The following is a 20,035-nucleotide window of genomic DNA, read 5'->3' on the forward strand; positions in this document are numbered from 1 at the left end:
CAGAACTGCTCCCGGGCGCAAAGCTGGGGAAAACACGAGCCGCGCTCGCAGTTGCGAGAATGGTGGCTTGATGGCTGCCATGCAGCAAATTATTGATTTCGGCACTTTTTTGTGATAGGTTCCTTCTACTGATCCACAGAGGGTGTTTTTGCGCGCCCGAAAACCATCACGAAAGCAAACGATCTCCAAAACGCGGTTTCTCCCTAGTACGCAACATGGCGTTGCTCTGTTGTGACCGCATTTTATGAGGCTGTTCGCATTCCTTGGACGGACCAGGATGTACCCACCCGGCGGTATCCCCGTCTATCCCGGGCCTCACTGACCCGGCCCCGGCCAGAATGGCCGGCGCGAAACAGGGAGTTTTTGAAACGAATGACGACCCAGCAGAAAAAATCTTCGACACGCCAGGGCTTCAAGACCGGTGAATCGATCGTCTATCCGGCCCACGGTGTTGGCCAGATCGTGGCGATCGAAGAGCAGGAAGTCGCCGGCATGAAGCTTGAGCTTTTTGTCATCGATTTCGAGAAGGACAAGATGCGCCTGAAAGTGCCGGTGGCCAAGGCCGTCAGCATCGGTATGCGCAAGCTCTCCGAAACCGATTTCGTCGACCGCGCGTTGAAGGTTGTGCAGGGCAAGGCTCGCGTGAAGCGCACCATGTGGTCGCGCCGCGCGCAGGAATACGATGCCAAGATCAATTCCGGCGACCTGATTTCCATCGCGGAAGTCGTGCGCGATCTCTACCGCGCCGAAAACCAGCCGGAACAGTCCTATTCCGAACGCCAGCTCTATGAAGCTGCCCTCGACCGCATGGCGCGCGAAATCGCTGCCGTCAACAAGATGTCGGAAACCGAAGCTGTTCGCCTCGTCGAGGCCAATCTCAGCAAGGGTCCGAAGCGCGGCAAGGCGATCGACGAAGACGACGCTCAGGACGAAGCTGCATAAGCTGTCCGACTGCACTGAGACTACCAAAAAGCCCGGCCATCGCGCCGGGCTTTTTCTTTGATCGCGTGGAACTTTTGCCGCCTGCGCGCATTTATAAAAGCCGGCAGAAACGCGCCGCTTGCGCGCCGGGCGATCTTGGTTCTGTGCTTCGTCACCGTTCAGGTTCGTGACTTGGAAGTTAGGGCGCCGCGTCGTTTCTTCAAGTTTCGACATCGCGGCGCGAGACGCCCCTGCTGCCGGACATCTTCTCCGTCCGGCCTTTTGGACTTCACACGCAATGGCGCCCGGCGCCAGTCACGGAGTGATCGATGAAGACTCTCACTGCAGACCGGCGGATGATCAAGATCGCAATGGAGGCGCCCTATCTCGAGCGCGACGAGGAGCATAAGCTGGCGCAAGCCTGGCGAAACGACAACGATCAGGAAGCCCGCAACAAGATCGCCATGTCGCATATGCGCCTGGTGATCTCGATGGCCGCGAAGTTCCGCAATTTCGGCCTGCCGATGGGTGACCTCGTCCAGGAGGGCCATATCGGTCTCTTGGAGGCGGCAGCCCGTTTCGAGCCGAGCCGCGAGGTCCGCTTCTCGACCTATGCCACCTGGTGGATCCGGGCGTCGATGCAGGATTATGTCCTGCGCAACTGGTCGATCGTCCGCGGTGGAACCAGTTCTGCGCAGAAGGCCCTGTTCTTCAACCTTCGGCGCCTTCGTGCCCGGCTTGCCCAGGGTGACAGGCAGCTTACATCGCAGGCTATGCATGAGGAGATTGCCGCCGCCCTCGGTGTCAGCATCGCTGATGTGCAGACGATGGATGCCCGGCTTTCCGGAAGCGACACCTCGCTGCAGGCGCCGGTCGGCGGCAGCGATTCCGATGGCGGTGAACGGCTCGATTTCCTCGCCAGCGACGCGCCGTTGCCGGACGAGCAGGTGAGCGAGATGATCGACGGCGAACGGGCCCGCGTCTGGCTGCGCGATGCGCTGGGAGCGCTGACGGAGCGCGAGATGCGCATCATCCGCGCCCGGCGGCTGACGGAAGAAGGGGCGACGCTCGAAGAGCTCGGCATCGATCTCGGCATTTCCAAGGAACGCGTGCGGCAGATCGAAACCCGGGCCCTGGAAAAGCTCCGGGCGGCCCTGGCGACGAGAGCGCCGGCGCTGACCGCGGGAATTCATTGACCGTCTGACGCCGCCATGCCGGCTGTGCTCGGCGACCCGGCACTGAGCCGGGCTGCCCGTTGATGGTTTGGCAATGAGACGATTGGTGCTGGGCTTTTTGGGCAATCGTAGAGGTACCCAGCGACGCGCTTGCCTTACAGACGGCAGGCAATCACGCGCGCACCAACGCGCTGCAACCGCGCCCACCTCACGCTATTCGGAAACGATCTTCACCTTGTCGCCCGGCTTTATCGTCGAGCTGACCTGCATCGCATTGATCACCCGGAAGAGGTCGAGCTTGCGGTCGGTTCCCATCATGCGGGCCGACAACGTGGTGATCGTATCGCCGGGCCGGACGGTCACGACCCGGATCCGCAGCGGCTTCAGCGACTGTGTCTCGGCGGCCGTCATGCGGCGGAACGAGGTGCGCAACTGGTTTGCGGTCGGCTCGAGCGCGTTCGATCCCTTGGGCACGGCGGTCAGGAAGCGGTAGATCCGCGTATCGATACGAATGACCGTCACGTCGAAATCCCAACGGTCGGCGGAGGCTCGCGCGGTCGCGGCTTCCAGGCCGTTGACGCTGATCTGCCGGATCGTATCGGGCTTCAGGCCCGTCACCCAACCGCTGGCGATATAGTCGGTCAGGCTTCGGCCACCCGTGTCGGCGACGCCGTCGAAGCGCACGGCGATGTCGCCGGCGCCGGTCGCGAGAACCGCCTCGGCCTTGTTGTCGATCTGGAATCCGGCGGGCACGTCGAAGCGGATGCCGAGTTGGCCGTGCAGGAAGGTCTGCCCGCGCACATAGCCTTCTTGCGGGCTGTCGCCATAGAGCAGGCCGTCGATGCCGGCGAGATAGTAGTCGCGCCCGCGGTCGCCGCTGGTGCCTTCGGGGCCGAAGGCACGGGCATGCCGGCGCGCGAGATCGACGCGCTGGGGCGCGTTCGGGTGGCTCGACAGGAAGTCGAGGCTCTGGTCGGATTCCGGATCGACCGCCGTGAAGCGGCTATAGGCGGCCATCGAGTCGAGGAAGCGCGCGGCGGCATAGGGGTCGTAGCCGGCTTCGCCGAGCATGCGCACACCGATCACGTCGGCCTGGAGTTCCTGGTTGCGCGAGAAGGCCGCGAGCCGGAGCTTGCCGCGGGCGAGTGCCTGCTTGCCGGCGATATCGGAGGACAGCACCTCGGAGACCACCCGGCTGGCGATCACTTCCGCTTCCTCGCGCTGCTGCCTCTCGATGCCATGATTGGCGGTGACGTGGGCCATTTCGTGCGACAGCACGGCTGCGACCTCGGAGGCGTCATTGGCAAGCGCCAGCAGGCCGCGGGTGACGTAGAGATAGCCGCCAGGCAGTGCGAAGGCGTTGATCGCCGGCGAATTCAGGATGGTGATGCGATAGGACTGTTGCGGATTCTCGGAGACCGCCGTCAGCGCGCCGGTGATGCGCGCCACCAGGCGCTCGGTCTTGGCGTCCTTGTACTCGCCGCCGTAGCTTGCGACGATGCGCGGATGTTCGCGCGCGCCCAGCTGTGCCCGCGGATCGTTCTTCTGGACTTCCTCGACGATCTGCGGATTGGAGGAAGGCGAAACCGTCGGCTGATAAGTCTGCTCGATCACGGATTGGCATGCGGAAAGGAGCGTGGTCGCAAGCAATGCAACCACGGCGCGTCCACGCAGCCGTCCGCCCGTCGGCGGGATCCGGTCGTGTGTGACTGTATGCCTCTCCATGCCTCAGCCCGTTTCCGTCCGTCGCTCCGCCCGCATCCTGCGGAAACGTGGAACGACAGCGTTGAAAGTCCTACTTTTTCAGCCCGGCAGCGTTGCTCTGCCGCGACCTTTCAGTCCTGGTCTTGCTGTATCTGATTTCAGCGCCACCTGCCTAGTTTGTCTCGGTAGAAATAGTTGCCCCGTGGTATCACGGCAACGGATGCGGGAATATTCGCGCCTTGCCGGATATTTCGCGCGTCGCATGGCGCCGCGGTCAAATTGTGGCAACCGGCCAAGGGCGCGGTGAATCCGATCCGTCCTTCAAGTATTGCCGAGAAAGCGGTCGATCGCCGCATTATCCCGCCGCTCCAGGAAACGGTCGAGGGTATCGTTTGCGATGATACGCCCCTGGTCGAGAAAAAGCACGCTGTCGGCCAGGGCTTTCACGTCTTCGGGATGGTGTGTGATCATCAGGATCGTGTTGGCCTCCTCCGCGTGCAGTTCCCGCAGGAGTGTGCGCATGCCGGCGCGCATGCCGGGATCAAGCGCTGCGAAGGGCTCGTCGAGCAGCAGCAGCGGGCGCTTTCGCACAAGCGCCCGGGCAAGAGCGACACGCTGGCGTTCGCCGCCGGAAAGCGTTGGCGGCAGCCTTTTCCCAAAGCCTTCGAGCCCGACGCGGCGGAGCGCGTATTCGATCTTGTCGCGGTCGGTCGCGGTCAATCGAAGCGCCGGGTCGATGCCGAGGCCGATATTGGTCGCGACGTCGAGATGGGCGAAAAGGTTGTTGTCCTGGAAGATCATCGAGACCGGCCGTTCCGACGGCGCCCGATCGGCCACGTTCTCGCCGAGAATGCGGACCTCGCCGCGATCGGGGTCCTCGAACCCGGCAATAAGGTGGAGCAGCGTCGACTTGCCGGAGCCAGACGCACCGGCGACGGCGACGATGCCACCGGTGGCAATCGCGCAATCGAAGGTGAGCGCGGCCGTTTCGAAACGGACCTCGACATCGCGCAGCTCTATCGCGGGGACGGGGTGGGTCATGCTTTGCGTCTTTCCGGCCGGCTGTCATTCGCCGTGCCGAGGATGGTGAAGATCAGGCACAGAAGCCCGAGGAAAAGGGCGAGACCGGCGGCGTCGGCGGTGCGGTAGCTGCCCATGCGGCTGTAGAGCAGCCAGGGCAGCGTGACCATGTCTTGGCTGCCGAAGAGGGCGACGGCGCCGAGATCGCCGAGCGACAGCGCCATGGCGAAGGAAAGTGCCATCAGCAGCGGCTTGCGCAGCGCCGGAAAGTCGATCCATCGCAGGCGATCAAAACCACGGATGCCAAGGCTTGCCGTCAGCCGTTCCGACCGCGCCGCATGGGTCGCCATTGCCGGCGCGAGGATGCGATGGACGAAGGGAAGCGCCATCAGCGCATTGATCGCCACGACGATAACGGGCGCAAAACGCGCGACATCGCCGAAGGGACGCAGCAGAAGGAACCAGCCGGCGCCAAGCACCACGGGCGGCACCAGCAGGATCAGCGAGGTGCTGGCGCCGATGGCGCCGGCGAAACCGCGGGCGAGCGACGTCGCGTGACGCGGCGCGGTGACGGTCGCGGCTGCGCGGATCATCACGGCCGCCATGGTGACGGAGGCGAGGGCCGAGGCGAGCGCGATTGCCGCGCTGGTCAGCAGCGCCCGGTGCACGGCCGGATCGCGGGCGAGCTTCAGCAGATCGGCTTCGAGACCGGAGATGAGGACGGCGACCAGCGGTGCGCCAAGAAACAGAAAGGCAAGGGCGATCCAGGCGGCATCGGTCAGGCGCGCGATCCTGGATGCGCCATCGAAGCGGCGCACGGTGCGGCCACCGGTCATGCCCTCTTCCGGCCCGGTCGCCAGATGACGAAGCAGGAACAGCAGCAGGCCGGTCATGGCGATCTGCAGGGCCGATAGCGCGATCGCGCGGGGCGGATCGAAATCGAAGCGCAGCGCCTGGTAGATTGCCACTTCGATTGTGCTGGCCGCAGGCCCGCCGCCGAGCGTCAACACGAGGGTGAAGCTGGTGGCGCAGAGCATGAAGACAAGGCCGGCGGCACCTGGAAGGAGGCCGCGCAGGACGGGCCATTCGATGAAGCGGAAGAGTGCGCGCGACGGCATGCCGAGATTGGCGGCGCTGCGCCAGTATTCGGCGGGGATGCGCTCGAGCCCGGCCAGGAACAGGCGTGCCGCAAGCGGCATGTTGAAGAAGACGTGGGCGAGCAGGATGCCGAACAGGCCGTAGATGCTGACGGGCTGCGCGAGGCCGAGCCAGCGCAGGCCGGAATTGAGGAATCCCTGGCGCCCCCAGATCTCGATCAGCCCGAGTGCGCCGACGAGAACGGGCAGGCCGAGCGGCAGCGCCATCAGGCGCAAGAGCCAGATGCGGCCGGGAAACTGCGGCCGCCGCGCCAGCGCCTGGGCGACGGGGATGGCAAAGAGCACCGACAGCAGCGTCGAGAGTGTCGCCTGCAGCAGGGTGAAGCGGGTGACGCGCCAGATATAGGCGTCGAACAGCGCGTCATCGCTGGCGCCGCCCGTCTGGCTCAGCAAGGCGACGATCGCCAGGCCGACGAAAAGGACGAAGGCGCCGAGGCAGGCTGCCCCGGCGACCACTGTCATGCGATTTTCGCGCAGTGCGAACAATCCGGCCTCAGTTCTTGCTCATGGCGGCGAGCCATTCGTCGATCCAGGCCTTGCGGTTCTTGGCGACCTCCTCCGAGGGCAGGAGGAAGGTGTTATCCGGCTTGACCAGCTTGTTGAAGGCGTCCGGCAGCGGCTCCTTGGTTGCTGCGACCGGCATCATCCAGTTGGTCGTCGGGATGATCGACTGGAACTCCGGACCGGTCATGAAGGCGAGGAACTGCTTTGCCAGTTCCGGCTCCTTGGCGTTCTTGGTCATGCCGGCGACTTCGATCTGGATGTAGTGCCCTTCGGAAAAGGCAGCCGCCTGATAGCGCTCGGTATTTTCCGCGACCATGTGGTAGGCCGGCGACGTGGTGTAGGACAGCACCATCGGCGCCTCACCCTTGGTGAAGAGGCCATAGGCTTCCGACCAGCCGGGGGTGACGGTCAGAACGCGGTCCTTCAGCTTCGCCCAGGCGGCACCCGCCTCATCGCCATAGACGGCCTTGACCCAGAGGAGCAGACCGAGGCCCGGCGTCGACGTGCGCGGATCCTCGATGACGATCTTCTGCGACGGGTCGCCTTCGACCAGTTCCTTCAGGCTTTTCGGCGGCGTCTTCAGCGTCTCGGTGTCGTAGACGACGGCGAAGTGGCCGTAGTCATAGGGCAGGAACGTGTCGTCGGAGAAGTTGCCGGGCACGGTGACGCCGGTTGCCTCGATGCCGTGCGGCGCGAAGAAGCCCGTTTCCTTGGCTTCCGCAACCAGATTGGTATCGAGGCCGAGCACGATGTCGGCCTTGGAAGCCTCGCCTTCGAGCTTCAGGCGGGTGAGAAGCTCGACGCCGTCGGCGACGCCGACATAGTTGACCTTGCACTCGCAGGTCTTCTCGAACGCTTCCGCAACCTTGGCGCCTGGTCCCCATTCGGTGATGAAGCTCTCATAGGTATAGACCGTCAGCGTCTTGTCGGCGGCGATCGCGACGCCGGAAAAAACGAGGCTTGCGGTGGCCGCAAGGGCTAGCCGGCTAAAGAGTTTGAGTTGCGATGAATTGGACATGGCGAGGACCTCTCTCCCAAAGTTCGTTGTTACATGGGAAAAGGGCGTATCGATCCGATCGCGTCTAATCCCTCCGCCGGTATGAGCCGGATCAGGTTCCGCGGGTTGGCGTTTTGACGCCTCTCAGCCTCCGGCCGCTGTGCGGTCGGGAGGCACCCCGTTAGAGCGGCAAGAGATTTACCGCTGCCAAGGCCCCAAGGCAAGCGATGTTTGCGGGGAAGCAAAGGCGCCTGGCCGGCACGACGGCGCGTGTTTGCGTAAGCCGCCAACTGCGCTACACAACGGCAGCGAGGAGGAAATGTCATGCCCGATATGCTCGTTCGACTTTATGCCCTGCCGGCTGAGCCTCAGTCGAAGCTTGGTCCTGGCGTCAGCATTCGCCGCGCCATGGCGCCGGAGCGCCGCCTTGTCGTGTCCTGGATCGAAAAGACCTTTGGCGCCGGATGGGCGGGCGAGGCGGAAGCCGCCTTTTCCTCGACCCCGACGCGTATGCATGTCGCAGTCCATGAGGAAAAGATTGTCGGCTTTTCCTGCCACGACGTGACGGCGCTCGGCTTCTTTGGTCCGACCGGTGTCGACGAAAGCATGCGCGGGCAGGGCATCGGCGAGGCGCTGCTGCTTGCAAGCCTGACGGCCATGCGCGAGGCCGGCTACGGCTACGCGATTATCGGCGGTGTCGGGCCGGCGAAGTTCTACGAGCGGGTGGCCGGGGCCGTCGAGATCCCGGATTCGACCCCCGGCATTTATGCCGGCATGCTGTTCCCCGATCCGGTGCCCGAGGGGCATTGACGGTCTGACCAAAATCTTAAGAACCGGTCGCCCGACGGTTTTCTTCGTTTTCCTTCGGCGGTCCTTTGCGCTATGGGCTTTGCCATGGCTCGATCGACCTTCACCATTCTGCTTGGCGGCGCCCTTTCGCTGACCGACCGGTTGGCTCACCAGCTGGCCGCAAGTCGCTTCATCGCGGCTGATGGCGGCATGCGCCATGCGCGGCTGCTCGGCATCGTGCCCGATGTCTGGGTCGGTGATTTCGACTCGACCGAGGAAGCCCTTCTTGCGGACTACGCCTCCGTCCCGCGCGAGCCCTATCCGGCGGCAAAGGCCGCGACGGACGGTGAGATCGCGGTCGAGGCGGCGCTGTCGCGTGGCGCCGATCGCCTGATCTTCGCCGGCGCGCTCGGCGGCACCCGCAGTGATCATGCGTTCATGCATCTGCTTCATGCCGTCGCCCTTGCCGAGCGCGGGCTTTCGGTGTTGATGACGTCGGGCGAGGAGGAGGCCTATCCGCTGCTGGCCGGCTCGCTCGAAGTCGACCTGCCCAAGGGCTGCCTCTTCTCGGTCCTCGGGTTGACCGAGCTGACCGGTCTTTCGATCGTCAATGCGCGTTATCCGCTCGACGATTTCACCCTGCCGTTCGGCTCGTCCCGAACCGTTTCCAACGTTGCGGAGGGTCACCTTCGCTTCACTCTCAAGAGCGGCCGCGCCCTCGTGCTTGCCCGCCCCTATGACCTTTCCGGAGCCTGAGCCTTGGCGCCTCCCATTCTGAAACTCGACGATATCTTCCTCACCTTTGGCGGCACGCCGCTGCTTGCCGGCGCCAATTTTCAAGTGGAGCCGGGCGACAAGATCTGCCTGGTCGGCCGCAACGGCTCGGGCAAATCGACGCTGATGAAGATCGCCGCGGGCCTTGCAGAGGCGCAGTCGGGCGAAGTGTTCCGCCATCCCTCGGCAACCATCCGCTATCTGCATCAGGCGCCGGATTTCGACGGCTACGACACGGTGCAGGCCTATGCCGAGGCGGGTCTCGGCCCGAGCGACGATCCCTATCGCGTCGCCTATCTGCTGCAGCATCTGGGTCTGACCGGCGAAGAGGATCCCAAGCGCCTTTCTGGCGGCGAAGCGCGTCGCGCAGCACTCGCGCGCGTCATGGCGCCGGAGCCGGACATCCTTTTGCTCGACGAGCCGACCAACCATCTCGACCTGCCGACGATCGAATGGCTGGAAGACGAACTGATCCGCAGCCGCTCGGCGCTGGTGCTGATCTCGCACGACCGGCGCTTCCTGGAAAAGGTCTCGACCGCCACCGTCTGGCTCGACCGTGGTCAGTCCCGTCGCCTCGACCGTGGCTTTGCCCATTTCGAGGCCTGGCGCGACGAGGTGCTGGAGGCCGAGGAGCTGGAGCAGCACAAGCTCGGCAAGGCGATCGAGCGCGAGGAACATTGGCTGCGTTACGGTGTGACCGCGCGGCGCAAGCGCAACATGCGCCGCCTCGGCGAGCTGCAGACCATGCGGGCGACCTATCGCGGCCACAAGGGGCCGCAGGGCACCGTGCAGGCGACGGCCGCCGACGCCAAGGAATCCGGCAAGCTGGTGATCGAGGCCGAGAAGATCACCAAGGCCTATGGCGAGCGCACCATCGTCGCGCCGTTCTCGATCCGCGTGCACCGCGGCGACCGCATCGGTCTCGTCGGCCCGAACGGCGCCGGCAAGACGACGCTCCTGAAGATCCTGACCGGGCAGATCGAGCCGGACACAGGCACGGTCAAGCTCGGCACCAATCTGGAAATCGCGACGCTCGACCAGAAGCGCGAAGACCTCAATCTCGACGATACGCTGGCGCACTACCTGACGGACGGGCGCGGCGACAACCTGCTGGTCAATGGCGAGCAGCGCCACGTTACCGGCTACATGAAGGACTTCCTGTTCCAGCCGGAGCAGGCGCGCACCCCGATCCGTGAGTTGTCGGGCGGCGAGCGCGCAAGGCTAATGCTGGCGCGCATTCTGGCGCGGGCGACGAACCTTCTCATTCTCGACGAACCGACCAACGATCTCGACATCGAGACGCTCGACCTGCTGCAGGAGATCGTCGCCGGTTTTGCCGGAACCGTGATCCTCGTCAGCCACGACCGCGACTTCCTCGACCGCACCGTCACCTCGACGATTGCGCCAGCCAATCCGGAGGCGCCGGATGGGCGCTGGATCGAGTATGCCGGCGGCTATTCCGACATGATGGCGCAGCGCAAGGGCGCGATCGAGGAGAAGCGCAAAGCCGAGAAGGCGGAAAAGGCCAAGGCCGATGCCGCCGTGCCTGCCGCCGAAGCGCCGAAGGCTGCCAAGGGCAAGCTTTCCTACAAGCAGAAATTCGCGCTCGAAAACCTGCCGAAGGAGATCGCCAAGGCGGAGGCCGAGGCTGCCAAGCGCGAAGAAAAGATGGCGGATCCCAAGCTCTTCACAAAAGATCCAAATGCTTTTGCGAAACTGGCACAGGAACTGGAAAAGCTGCGTGCCGACCTCGCTCGCATGGAAGAGGAATGGCTGGAGCTCGAGATGCTGCGCGAGGAGCTCGAGGGCTGAGGCGCAACCACGACGGCTCCATGCGTGAATGCGAAGGTAATACGTTGAATCCTTGCGGGTTTTACCGTTAAACTGGTAAGGGAAAGATGGCTTGCCGCGTTGAACGTTATCAGATGCTATGATAAGTAAAACTTATTATATCACCTGTGAACGATCATGATGCCCTTCAAGCTAGAATCCGAAACCATTGGAATGCTTTTGACCGATGTCTCGCGCCTCTTGCGCGGGGCCTTCGACCGCAAGGTCAATGCCATGGACCTGGGCATCACGCCCGGCGAGGCGCGCACGCTGATCCAGGCGGCGCTTACCGAGGGCATCAAACAGGCCGAAATCGCAACGCGCATGGGCATTGAGCCGATGACGCTGTCGGCCTATCTCGACCGGCTGGAGACGAACGGGCTCGTCGCCCGTGTTCCCGATCCGGCGGATCGTCGCGCCAAGAATGTCATCATCACCGAAAAGGCGGGTCCGCTGCTCAACGAGCTGATGACCGGGCTTCGCGAAATGATGGATGCCTATACCGAGGGGCTGGATGCGGAAGCGCGCGCGCTTCTCTGTTCCAACCTGCGCATCCTGCGTGACAATCTGCGTCAGCTCGATCCGTGCCTTGCGGGCAAGGATACAGCGGAGAAGGCCGAGGTTCGGGTCGGAGCCTCGCAATGACGCGTCGCATGAGCGAGCGGCGCACAAGCATCATCGGCGCCTTCCTGGTGGCGCTCGGCCCCGTTTCCATGGCGCTCTATACGCCGGCGATGCCCGAACTGGTGCGTGCCTTCTCCTCAAGCGAAGCGGCGATCAAGATGACGCTGTCGCTCTATTTCGCCGGTTTTGCCTTTGCCCAGCTTGTCTCCGGCACGCTTTCCGACGTCATCGGCCGCCGGCGCGCGACGCTGATCTTCATGGCCATCTACCTCGTCGGCAGCCTGATGGCGGCCTTCGCGCCTTCCGTCGCGGTGCTTTTGGCCGGCCGCCTGGTGCAAGGCATCGGCGCCTCCGTCGGGATGACCGTGGCGCGTGCGATCGTGCGCGACCAGTTCACCGGGACTGAAGCCGCACGCATCATGAACATGATTGGCATGATGCTGGCCCTCGGACCCGCCGTGTCACCGACGCTTGGCGGCCTGGCGCTCGGTCTCTTCGGGTGGCAGTCGATCTTCTTCCTGATGGTCGGCTTTGCCGCCATGGCCTGTCTCACCGTGCAGTTTTTCATGGCCGAGACCGCGACCCCGGATCCGGCCAAGGGCCACCTGAAGCCCATCCTTGCGGCCTATCGGCGGTTGGTGAGCGACAGCCGCTTCATCTCCTCGACACTTGTGATCGGCGGAGCGGTCGGCGCACTTTATGCCTGGGCGACCATGCTGCCTTTTGTGCTGATCAACGAAGTCGGCCTGACGCCCACCGAATTCGGCGTTGGGATGCTGATGCAGTCGGGCCTGTTCTTTTCGGGAACTGTGGTGGTGCGGCTCTTGATGCGGCGCTTCACGCCGCAGGCGCTGGTGCCCGCCGGCCTCGTCTTCATCGGGGCTGCCAGCCTGGCGCTTGCCTATACCATGCACGCGCTTCCACCGAGCTTCCTGTCCGTCATGCTGCCCATAGGCATCTATGCGTTCGGTATCGCCTTCGTCATGCCCTACATGATGACCGCCGCAATGGCGCCTTTTCCCGATATCGCTGGTACGGCATCGGCTGTCATGGGCTTCGTGCAGATGGGCTCAGGCCTGCTCGGCGGTGCGATTGCCGCTGCCGTCGGCGTGCCGGTGCTGGCGCTCGGCGCGATCATCCCCAGCTTCGGCCTCGTCTGTATCCTCAGCTATGTCTGGTATCGCCGGACGGTGCGGTTACGGCCGCTGGCTGCTGCGGCGGGTGCGTCGCTTTCCGAGCCGGCGGAGTAGCACGCTAGCCGGGTGCCGGGCGGTAACTCTCCTCCCCACCATTCACGCACAAAAAAGCCGCGGCAGAGCGCTCCGCCGCGGCTCTGTTTCAACAGTCAGGGCTTAGCGGTTGCGCGCGGCTAGCGTGCGCAGGCGCAGCGCGTTGAGCTTGATGAAGCCGGCGGCGTCCTTTTGGTCGTAGGCGCCCTGGTCGTCCTCGAAGGTGACCAGCTTGTCGGAGTAGAGCGACTTGTCGCTCTCGCGGCCGATGACCATGACGTTGCCCTTGTAGAGCTTGAGCGTCACTTCGCCTTCAACATGCTCCTGGCTCTTGTCGATCGCCGCCTGCAGCATCTCGCGCTCCGGCGAGAACCAGAAGCCGTAATAGATCAGCTCGGCGTAGCGCGGCATCAGCTCGTCCTTGAGGTGGGCAGCGCCGCGGTCGAGCGTGATGCTCTCGATCGCGCGGTGCGCCGAGAGCAGGATGGTGCCGCCGGGGGTCTCGTAGACACCGCGCGACTTCATGCCGACGAAGCGGTTCTCGACGAGATCGAGGCGGCCGATGCCGTTGTCGCGGCCGTATTCGTTGAGCTTGGCAAGCAGGGTGGCCGGGGACAGGCGCACGCCGTTGATCGAGACGGCGTCACCACGCTCGAAGCCGATCTTGATGACGGTGGCCTGATCCGGAGCGGCTTCCGGCGAGATCGTGCGCATGTGCACGTATTCAGGGGCTTCCAGTGCCGGGTCTTCGAGAACCTTGCCCTCGGACGAGGAGTGCAGCAGGTTGGCGTCGACGGAGAACGGCGCTTCGCCCTTCTTGTCCTTGGCAACCGGGATCTGATGCTTCTCGGCGAATTCGAGCAGGTCGGTGCGGCTCTTGAACGACCAGTCGCGCCACGGCGCGATGATCTTGATGTCCGGGTTCAGCGCATAGGCCGAAAGCTCGAAGCGAACCTGGTCGTTGCCCTTGCCGGTCGCGCCATGGGCGATCGCGTCGGCGCCGGTCTTCTTGGCGATGTCGATCAGGTGCTTGGAGATCAGCGGGCGGGCAATCGAAGTGCCGAGCAGGTAGACGCCTTCATAGACGGCATTGGCGCGGAACATCGGGAAGACGAAATCCTTGACGAACTCCTCGCGGACGTCCTCGATGTAGATCTCCTTGATGCCGAGCATCTCGGCCTTCTTGCGGGCCGGCTCGAGCTCTTCGCCCTGGCCGAGGTCGGCGGTGAAGGTGACGACTTCCGCGCCGAGTTCGGTCTGCAGCCACTTCAGGATGATCGAGGTGTCGAGACCGCCCGAATAGGCGAGAACGACCTTTTTCACGTCTTTATGCGATGCCATGGTTTCCGTCCGTCTGGTCTTGGGGAGGGCGGCGATGCCGCGTGCAAATCTGCGGCACTTTAGCCAGAACCTGCGGCGATACAAGCGCTAGAACGCCTGACGATGCGAATCCGCTGGCAAAAGCGCAGGCGCATGATTACTGGAGGCGACCCCCGCGCCGAGGAAACGACGATGGACTTCATTCCCAGCCTTGCGACCCTTCTGACCTTTGCGGCCGCGACACTGCTCCTGGCGGCCACGCCGGGCCCCGACATGACGCTTTCGATCAGCCGGGCGCTCGCCCAGGGCAAGAAGGCAGCCCTTTTCGTCGTGCTCGGTACCAGCTTCGGCATCGTCGTGCATACGCTGCTCGTCGCCTTCGGCATCTCGGCGCTGATCACCGCTTCGCCGACCGCCTTTGCCATCCTCAAGACCGGCGGTGCCGCCTATCTGCTGTGGCTTGCCATCCAGGCGATCCGCTTCGGCTCCAGCATTTCGGTGCAGAAGGTCGAGCCGACGGAAGGCAAGGCGCTTGCCAACATCTCGGCCGGATTCTGGGTGAACCTCTTGAACCCCAAGGTCATCATCTTCTTCATGACCTTCCTGCCGCAGTTCGTCAGCGCCGACGATCCCTCGGTCACCGGCAAGCTTCTGTTCCTCGGCGCGTTCTTCATCACCATCGGCATGCCGGTGAACATGCTGGTCGTCTTCACTGCCGACTGGCTTGCCTCATGGCTGCAGCGCAACAGGGGCGTAATGCGGGCACTGGACTTCAGCTTCGCCGGCGTCTTTTCGGTGTTCGCGGTGAAGATTTTCATGACGACGGCGCGGTAAACAAAAAGCCCGGACATCGTGGATGTCCGGGCCTCGTTCTGAAGTCGTCTTCCGTACTCAGCCGATGAGCAGCGCGTCGTCGTCGAGCGTCTGGCCGCGGATGCGGCGGAACATGGCGATGAGGTCTTCGACCTGCAGTTCCTTGCGGCTGTCGCCGGCGACGTCGAGCACGATCTCGCCGCCGTGCAGCATGATGGTGCGGTGGCCGTAGTCGAGCGCCTGGCGCATCGAGTGGGTCACCATCATCGTCGTCAGCTTTCGCTCGGAAACGATCTTCTGCGTCAGGTTCATCACGAATTCGGCCATGCCAGGGTCGAGCGCTGCCGTGTGTTCGTCGAGCAGCAGCACTTCGGAGCCGGCAAGCGTCGCCATGACCAGCGAGACCGCCTGACGTTGGCCGCCGGACAGAAGATCCATGCGGTCGCCCATGCGGTTTTCAAGGCCGAGGTTGAGCTCGGCGATACGCTCGCGGAAATGCTCGCGGCGCTTCGGGCCGAGGGCGGCCGCGAGGCCGCGTGCCTCGCCACGCTTGGCGGCGAGCGCCAGGTTTTCCTCGATCGAGAGCGCGCCGCAGCTTCCGGTCAGCGGATCCTGGAAGACGCGGGCGACGAGGCCGGCGCGGGCGGCGGTGCCCTTGCGGCTGACGTCGGTCTTGCCGATCATCACCTGGCCGGCACTCGGCAGCACGTCGCCGGCGAGCACGCCGAGGAGCGTCGACTTGCCGGCACCGTTGGAGCCGATGACGGTGACGAACGAGCCCTGCTCGATCGTCAGGCTGACGCCGTTCAGCGCCTGCTTTTGCAGCGGCGTGCCCTTGCCGAAGATGACCTGAATGTTGTTGACGCTGATCATGCCGCACCTCCACGACGCAGACGGGGAAGGACGAGGGCGAAGGTGACGAGTGCCGCAGTCACGAAGTTGAGGTCGGAGGCCTGTAGCCCGAGCATGTCGGTCGACAGCGCCAGCTGGATCGCGATACGGTAGAGGATCGAGCCGAGCACGCAGCCGATGAGCGCAATCAGGATGCCGCGGGCGCCGAGCAGCGTCTCGCCGATGATAACGGCTGCGAGGCCGACGACGATCGTGCCGACGCCCGAGGTGACGTCTGCGAAACCGTTGGTCTGGGCAAACAGCGCGCCGCCGAAGGCGACGAGCGCGTTGGAGATCGCCATGCCGAGATAGATCTGGCGGTTGGTATCGACGCCTTGAGCGCGGGCCATGCGGGCATTGGCGCCGGTGGCGCGCATCGCAAGGCCGGCATCGCTCTCAAGGAAGCGCCAGACGATGATGACGGCGACGACGACGAGCACGCCGATGAACAGCGGCCGGACGTAGAAATCGCGCAAGCCCAGGCCGTAGAAGGGCGATAGCATCGTGTCGGCATTGATCAGCGCGACGTTCGGCTTGCCCATGACGCGCAGGTTCACCGAGAACAGCGCGATCATCGTCAGGATCGAGGCGAGCAGGTTGAGGATCTTGAAGCGCACGTTGAGCATCGCCGTGACGATACCGGCGGCGGCACCCGCCACCATGGCGACAGAGGCCGCAAGCCACGGGTTGACGCCGGCGATGATCAGCACGGCGGTGACGGCTGCCCCCAGCGGAAAGGACCCGTCTACGGTCAGGTCGGGGAAATCGAGCACCCGGAATGCGAGAAAGACGCCAAGGGCGACGAAGGCGTAGACCAGCCCCAGTTCCACGGCTCCCCAGAAAGCGATTAGACTCAACCCCAGACCCTCTTTTTACGTGTCGCGCGTGGTTGTCGTTATGGGCGCGACGCTCCCGCTTGGCACATGGGGCCCAAGGCCGGCGCATGTGCGGCTCAGAACTTTCGGAGCGGCCCCGCGATCCAAAGGATCAGGCCCCTCATAGCGAACCGCCCCCGTATGGAACGGAGGCGGGCAAAACGCAACAAACTTGAACCTGAAAAGGTCGAACGCGTTATTCAACGACGCGGGTTGCGCGCTTTACGACACTTTCCGGAAGGGTGACGCCCATTTTCTCGGCGGCCTTCTTGTTGATCACCAGGTCGGAACCGGCAGCAACCTTGACGCCGATATCACCCGGGTTTTCGCCCTTGAGGATGCGAACGACGATTTCGCCGGTCTGCTTGCCGACGTCGTAATAGTTGAAGCCGAGGGCTGCGAGCGAGCCGCGAGCAACGGAATCCGTGTCGGCAGTGAAGAGCGGCAGCTTGGCTTCCTCGGCGACGGCGACAGCACCTTCGAGCGCGGAGATGATCGTGTTGTCGGTCGGCACGTAGATCGCATCGGCGCGGCCGACGAGAGCGCGGGCAGCACCCTGGACTTCAGCCGACTTGGTCGCGGCGGACTCGACGACGGTCAGGCCGGCCTTTTCGGCTTCGGTCTTCAGCACCGCGAGCAGCGAAACGGAGTTGGCTTCTCCGGAATTGTAGAGGTAACCGATCGACTTGGCGTTCGGCAGGATTTCCTTGATCAGGGCGACGTGCTCGGCAACCGGTGACATGTCGGAGAGGCCGGTGACGTTGCCGCCGGGCTTGTCCATGTCCTTGACCAGCTGCGCGCCGACCGGGTCGGAAACGGCAGTGAAGACAACCGGGATATCACGGGTCGAGGAGACGACCGCCTGTGCCGAAGGCGTGGAGATCGGGACGATCACGTTCGGGGCTTCGCCTGCGAACTGACGGGCGATCTGGGCGGCGGTCGCCGGGTTGCCCTGGGCCGACTCGTAGAGGAACTTGAGGTTCTCGCCTTCCTTGTAGCCGGCGGCGGCCAGCGCATCCTTCACGCCGTCGCGGGCGGCATCGAGCGCCGGATGCTCGACGATCGCGGTCACGGCGACGGTCACCTCATCGGCACGGGCGGGCAGAGTGAATGCCACCGTGGCGGCAAGGGCGATGAGAAGTGAGCGCATGGGTTGTCCTCCTGAATTGATTTCCCGCTTTCTTAGGAAACCGGGGACATGAAATCAATCGATAGGATCTGCATCACCCATCAAAGTTCTTCATCGATGGGTGATGGCAGAGCGGAGGAACCGCAAGCAGGCGCTGCGCCTCAGTCTTCGCCGTGGTTGGCGATCATCATCGCCTCGAAGGCGAGGCGGTCGACCTTGCGCATGCGTTCCGATTCCGACTTCAGCTGGCCGCAGGCGGCGAGAATGTCGCGGCCGCGGGGCGTGCGGATCGGCGAGGCGTAGCCGGCCTGGTTGATGAAGTCGGCAAACTTCTCGATGTGCTCCCAGTCGGAACACTGGTAGTTGGTGCCCGGCCAGGGGTTGAAGGGGATGAGGTTGATCTTCGCCGGCACGCCCTTCAGCAGCTTCACCAGTTGCTTGGCGTCTTCCAGGCTGTCGTTGACGTCCTTGAGCATCACATATTCGAAGGTGATGCGGCGGGCGTTCGAAAGCCCCGGATAGGCGCGGCAGGCGTCCATCAGTTCCTTCAGCGGGTACTTCTTGTTGATCGGCACCAGCATGTCGCGCAGGTCGTCGCGAACCGCATGCAGCGAAATCGCCAGCATGACGCCGATTTCTTCGCCGGTGCGGTAGATCTCCGGCACGATGCCGGAGGTCGAAAGGGTGATGCGGCGCTTGGAAAGCGACAGGCCTTCGCCGTCGGACGCAATCAGGAGCGCGGTCTTCACCTGCTCGAAATTGTAGAGCGGTTCGCCCATGCCCATCATCACGATGTTGGTAATCTTGCGGCCTTCGGCCGGCACGATTGCACCCTGCGGCGTATCGCGCTCGGGGAAATCGCCGAGCCGGTCGCGGGCAAGCAGCAGCTGGGCGAGTATTTCCTCGGCCGTCAGGTTGCGCACCAGCTTCTGTGTGCCGGTGTGACAGAACGAGCAGGTAAGGGTGCAGCCGACCTGGCTCGAAATGCAGAGCGTGCCGCGGCCTTCCTCGGGAATGTAGACGGTCTCGATCTCGACCGGGCGGCCGGCGCCACGCGCCGGGAAGCGCAGCAGCCACTTGCGGGTGCCGTCACCGGAAATCTGCTCTTCGACGATCTCCGGGCGTGCTATGGTGAAATGCTGCTTCAGCATCTCGCGCATGTCCTTGGATACGTTCGTCATATGGTCGAAGTCGGAGACGCCGCGCACATAGAGCCAATGCCAGAGCTGGCTGACGCGCATCTTGACCTGGCGCTCCGGCACGCCCTTTTCGACCAGCGCCTTGGCCATGTCCTCGCGCAGAAGACCGATCAGCGACGGCTTTTCCGCCTCTACGGCTGCGCGCACTTGGGGCGCCTTGGCGATTTCCACCCGGTTCAGAATTTCAGTGGCTGCCATGCTCATGATGTCCTGTCATACGGCGTGAGGCCGTCCGGAGAGCGGGTCCGGAAATCGTCCTGATGCGCGAATTGAAATCGGTCGAGCCATCGAAAGCGGCCAATCGGGGCGCGGAGGCTCTCAAGTTGGGCCGGGCTTTAGCATTGTTTTGGCCCGGAGTCACGCGGCAGGGTCCGTGAACGCAAAAGGCCGGCTCTGCAGCCGGCCCTTTGCGCGTGACGTGTCGTCCCGTGATTACTTGCAGGCCTCGATCTGCTTCAGCGCAGCGGAGATGCCCGAGAGCGAGTAAGAGTAGGAGGTTGCCGTGCCCTTGCGCGACTTGGCGTTGACCGACATGGCCTTGCCGTTCTTCATCGCGGCGACGAGGGCCGGTTCTTCGGCAGCGTTTTCGACCCAGGCGGAGTTACCCTTGGTGAACATCACGAAGGTGCGGCCGTCGATGACGACGTTGACCTTGGAGTTCTCCTGGAGGGGGTAGCCCATCATCGCCTGCGGCTCGTAGCTGATGTTCTGGCCGGGGCGCTGGGAAACGAGGAAGAAGATGTCGCCGTGGTCGACGCCGGCCGGGCTCTTGTCCTTGGGAACCGAGAGGACGTAGCAGACCTTGCCGCCGCCGGCGTTGTAGGAATAGGCGCCCCAGGCGTTGAACTGCTGGATGCGCGTCGGAGACTGGGCGGCAGCCATGCTGGCGGTCGCCAGAACGAGTGCGATTGCGGTTGCGATCTTTCTTACAAACATGAGGTCCTGCCGCTTTTCTTGCTCTTCGATCACCCGAAACAGGTTAGACGGGCGACGCGTAGTCATCATTTGAATTTGTTTTGACTTAATTCAGGTTACCAAACCGTCAACGATGGCCGAAAACCTCGGCTTTTAGCCCCGAAACGGA

The 20,035-nt window shown here is 63.8% G+C and carries 18 protein-coding genes and 1 riboswitch; of the genes, 8 read left to right on the forward strand and 10 right to left on the reverse strand.

The features are described 5' to 3' along the window. The first annotated feature begins 372 nt into the window (after positions 1 to 372). A complete protein-coding gene (locus M2267_RS21445; RefSeq protein ID WP_034802893.1) occupies positions 373 to 942 on the forward strand; it encodes a CarD family transcriptional regulator in 570 nt (189 codons plus the stop codon). A 308-nt stretch (positions 943 to 1,250) separates the two neighbouring features. Next, positions 1,251 to 2,117 carry an RNA polymerase factor sigma-32 gene (locus tag M2267_RS21450; protein ID WP_043622257.1) on the forward strand — a complete coding sequence of 289 codons (867 nt, stop codon included), beginning with the start codon at positions 1,251 to 1,253 and terminating at the stop codon, positions 2,115 to 2,117. A 192-nt stretch (positions 2,118 to 2,309) separates the two neighbouring features. Here the strand turns inward: M2267_RS21450 and M2267_RS21455 are convergent, their stop codons facing one another. From M2267_RS21455 to thiB, 4 genes are all read right to left on the reverse strand, one after another. Next, complete coding sequence (locus tag M2267_RS21455) at positions 2,310 to 3,821, reverse strand: M48 family metalloprotease (protein ID WP_192451061.1); 1,512 nt, start codon at positions 3,819 to 3,821, stop codon at positions 2,310 to 2,312. A 300-nt stretch (positions 3,822 to 4,121) separates the two neighbouring features. Beyond that, positions 4,122 to 4,841, reverse strand: coding sequence for a thiamine ABC transporter ATP-binding protein (gene thiQ / locus M2267_RS21460; RefSeq protein WP_429116987.1), 720 nt, complete (start codon positions 4,839 to 4,841; stop codon positions 4,122 to 4,124). Further along, positions 4,838 to 6,463 carry a thiamine/thiamine pyrophosphate ABC transporter permease ThiP gene (gene thiP, locus M2267_RS21465; protein WP_429116989.1) on the reverse strand — a complete coding sequence of 542 codons (1,626 nt, stop codon included), beginning with the start codon at positions 6,461 to 6,463 and terminating at the stop codon, positions 4,838 to 4,840. Before thiP ends, thiQ begins: the two co-directional genes overlap by 4 nt. 7 nt (positions 6,464 to 6,470) lie before the next feature. Next, positions 6,471 to 7,499: a thiamine ABC transporter substrate binding subunit gene (thiB, locus tag M2267_RS21470; protein ID WP_429116992.1), complete on the reverse strand. Its 1,029-nt coding sequence runs from the start codon at positions 7,497 to 7,499 to the stop codon at positions 6,471 to 6,473. A gap of 51 nt (positions 7,500 to 7,550) precedes the next feature. Further along, positions 7,551 to 7,669: riboswitch (TPP riboswitch) on the reverse strand. A 133-nt stretch (positions 7,670 to 7,802) separates the two neighbouring features. Between thiB and M2267_RS21475 the strand changes: the two genes are divergently transcribed. From M2267_RS21475 to M2267_RS21495, 5 genes are all read left to right on the forward strand, one after another. After that, on the forward strand, positions 7,803 to 8,288 hold the full coding sequence (locus tag M2267_RS21475; RefSeq protein WP_429116995.1) for a GNAT family N-acetyltransferase: 486 nt from the start codon (positions 7,803 to 7,805) through the stop codon (positions 8,286 to 8,288). An 84-nt stretch (positions 8,289 to 8,372) separates the two neighbouring features. After that, a complete protein-coding gene (locus M2267_RS21480; protein ID WP_043622326.1) occupies positions 8,373 to 9,023 on the forward strand; it encodes a thiamine diphosphokinase in 651 nt (216 codons plus the stop codon). Between the two features lie 3 nt (positions 9,024 to 9,026). Continuing rightward, positions 9,027 to 10,853, forward strand: coding sequence for an ABC-F family ATP-binding cassette domain-containing protein (locus M2267_RS21485; RefSeq protein WP_429116998.1), 1,827 nt, complete (start codon positions 9,027 to 9,029; stop codon positions 10,851 to 10,853). 159 nt (positions 10,854 to 11,012) lie between these two features. Next, on the forward strand, positions 11,013 to 11,516 hold the full coding sequence (locus M2267_RS21490) for a MarR family winged helix-turn-helix transcriptional regulator (protein WP_429117000.1): 504 nt from the start codon (positions 11,013 to 11,015) through the stop codon (positions 11,514 to 11,516). After that, a complete protein-coding gene (locus M2267_RS21495) occupies positions 11,513 to 12,745 on the forward strand; it encodes a multidrug effflux MFS transporter (protein WP_429117002.1) in 1,233 nt (410 codons plus the stop codon). Before M2267_RS21490 ends, M2267_RS21495 begins: the two co-directional genes overlap by 4 nt. A gap of 102 nt (positions 12,746 to 12,847) precedes the next feature. On the opposite strand, the gene M2267_RS21500 is transcribed toward M2267_RS21495, so the two are convergent. Then, on the reverse strand, positions 12,848 to 14,065 hold the full coding sequence (locus M2267_RS21500; protein ID WP_034802869.1) for an argininosuccinate synthase: 1,218 nt from the start codon (positions 14,063 to 14,065) through the stop codon (positions 12,848 to 12,850). Between the two features lie 171 nt (positions 14,066 to 14,236). Between M2267_RS21500 and M2267_RS21505 the strand changes: the two genes are divergently transcribed. Then, positions 14,237 to 14,878 (forward strand): LysE family translocator, encoded by a 642-nt coding sequence (locus M2267_RS21505; protein WP_429117005.1) that lies wholly within the window; start codon positions 14,237 to 14,239, stop codon positions 14,876 to 14,878. 57 nt (positions 14,879 to 14,935) lie between these two features. Here M2267_RS21505 and M2267_RS21510 read toward each other — a convergent pair whose 3' ends face one another. The 5 genes from M2267_RS21510 to M2267_RS21530 form a co-directional block, all read right to left on the reverse strand. Continuing rightward, on the reverse strand, positions 14,936 to 15,730 hold the full coding sequence (locus tag M2267_RS21510) for an ABC transporter ATP-binding protein (protein ID WP_192451051.1): 795 nt from the start codon (positions 15,728 to 15,730) through the stop codon (positions 14,936 to 14,938). Next, positions 15,727 to 16,605: an ABC transporter permease gene (locus tag M2267_RS21515; protein WP_429117007.1), complete on the reverse strand. Its 879-nt coding sequence runs from the start codon at positions 16,603 to 16,605 to the stop codon at positions 15,727 to 15,729. The genes M2267_RS21510 and M2267_RS21515 overlap by 4 nt, the downstream gene beginning before the upstream one ends. A gap of 214 nt (positions 16,606 to 16,819) precedes the next feature. Beyond that, entirely contained in the window at positions 16,820 to 17,773 is a 954-nt protein-coding gene (locus tag M2267_RS21520; protein WP_043622288.1) for an ABC transporter substrate-binding protein, read from the reverse strand. Positions 17,774 to 17,913: 140 nt separating this feature from the next. Further along, a complete protein-coding gene (gene rlmN / locus M2267_RS21525) occupies positions 17,914 to 19,149 on the reverse strand; it encodes a 23S rRNA (adenine(2503)-C(2))-methyltransferase RlmN (protein WP_034803143.1) in 1,236 nt (411 codons plus the stop codon). A gap of 234 nt (positions 19,150 to 19,383) precedes the next feature. Then, positions 19,384 to 19,887: an invasion associated locus B family protein gene (locus M2267_RS21530; RefSeq protein WP_113535432.1), complete on the reverse strand. Its 504-nt coding sequence runs from the start codon at positions 19,885 to 19,887 to the stop codon at positions 19,384 to 19,386. Positions 19,888 to 20,035 lie beyond the last annotated feature (148 nt).

It is taken from the genome of Ensifer sp. KUDG1, from assembly GCF_050434285.1.
Classification (GTDB): Bacteria; Pseudomonadota; Alphaproteobacteria; order Rhizobiales; family Rhizobiaceae; genus Ensifer.

Excerpts from the sequence above, each read along its gene's own strand:
- M2267_RS21475 (WP_429116995.1), top strand. The coding sequence starts at position 7,803 with ATGCCCGATATGCTCGTTCGACTTTATGCCCTGCCGGCTGAGCCTCAG.
- M2267_RS21510 (WP_192451051.1), bottom strand. The coding sequence starts at position 15,730 with ATGATCAGCGTCAACAACATTCAGGTCATCTTCGGCAAGGGCACGCCG.
- M2267_RS21500 (WP_034802869.1), bottom strand. The coding sequence starts at position 14,065 with ATGGCATCGCATAAAGACGTGAAAAAGGTCGTTCTCGCCTATTCGGGC.
- M2267_RS21480 (WP_043622326.1), top strand. The coding sequence starts at position 8,373 with ATGGCTCGATCGACCTTCACCATTCTGCTTGGCGGCGCCCTTTCGCTG.
- M2267_RS21445 (WP_034802893.1), top strand. The coding sequence starts at position 373 with ATGACGACCCAGCAGAAAAAATCTTCGACACGCCAGGGCTTCAAGACC.
- M2267_RS21505 (WP_429117005.1), top strand. The coding sequence starts at position 14,237 with ATGGACTTCATTCCCAGCCTTGCGACCCTTCTGACCTTTGCGGCCGCG.
- thiB (WP_429116992.1), bottom strand. The coding sequence starts at position 7,499 with ATGTCCAATTCATCGCAACTCAAACTCTTTAGCCGGCTAGCCCTTGCG.
- M2267_RS21490 (WP_429117000.1), top strand. The coding sequence starts at position 11,013 with ATGCCCTTCAAGCTAGAATCCGAAACCATTGGAATGCTTTTGACCGAT.
- M2267_RS21450 (WP_043622257.1), top strand. The coding sequence starts at position 1,251 with ATGAAGACTCTCACTGCAGACCGGCGGATGATCAAGATCGCAATGGAG.
- M2267_RS21455 (WP_192451061.1), bottom strand. The coding sequence starts at position 3,821 with ATGGAGAGGCATACAGTCACACACGACCGGATCCCGCCGACGGGCGGA.
- M2267_RS21530 (WP_113535432.1), bottom strand. The coding sequence starts at position 19,887 with ATGTTTGTAAGAAAGATCGCAACCGCAATCGCACTCGTTCTGGCGACC.
- M2267_RS21520 (WP_043622288.1), bottom strand. The coding sequence starts at position 17,773 with ATGCGCTCACTTCTCATCGCCCTTGCCGCCACGGTGGCATTCACTCTG.
- M2267_RS21495 (WP_429117002.1), top strand. The coding sequence starts at position 11,513 with ATGACGCGTCGCATGAGCGAGCGGCGCACAAGCATCATCGGCGCCTTC.
- thiQ (WP_429116987.1), bottom strand. The coding sequence starts at position 4,841 with ATGACCCACCCCGTCCCCGCGATAGAGCTGCGCGATGTCGAGGTCCGT.
- rlmN (WP_034803143.1), bottom strand. The coding sequence starts at position 19,149 with ATGGCAGCCACTGAAATTCTGAACCGGGTGGAAATCGCCAAGGCGCCC.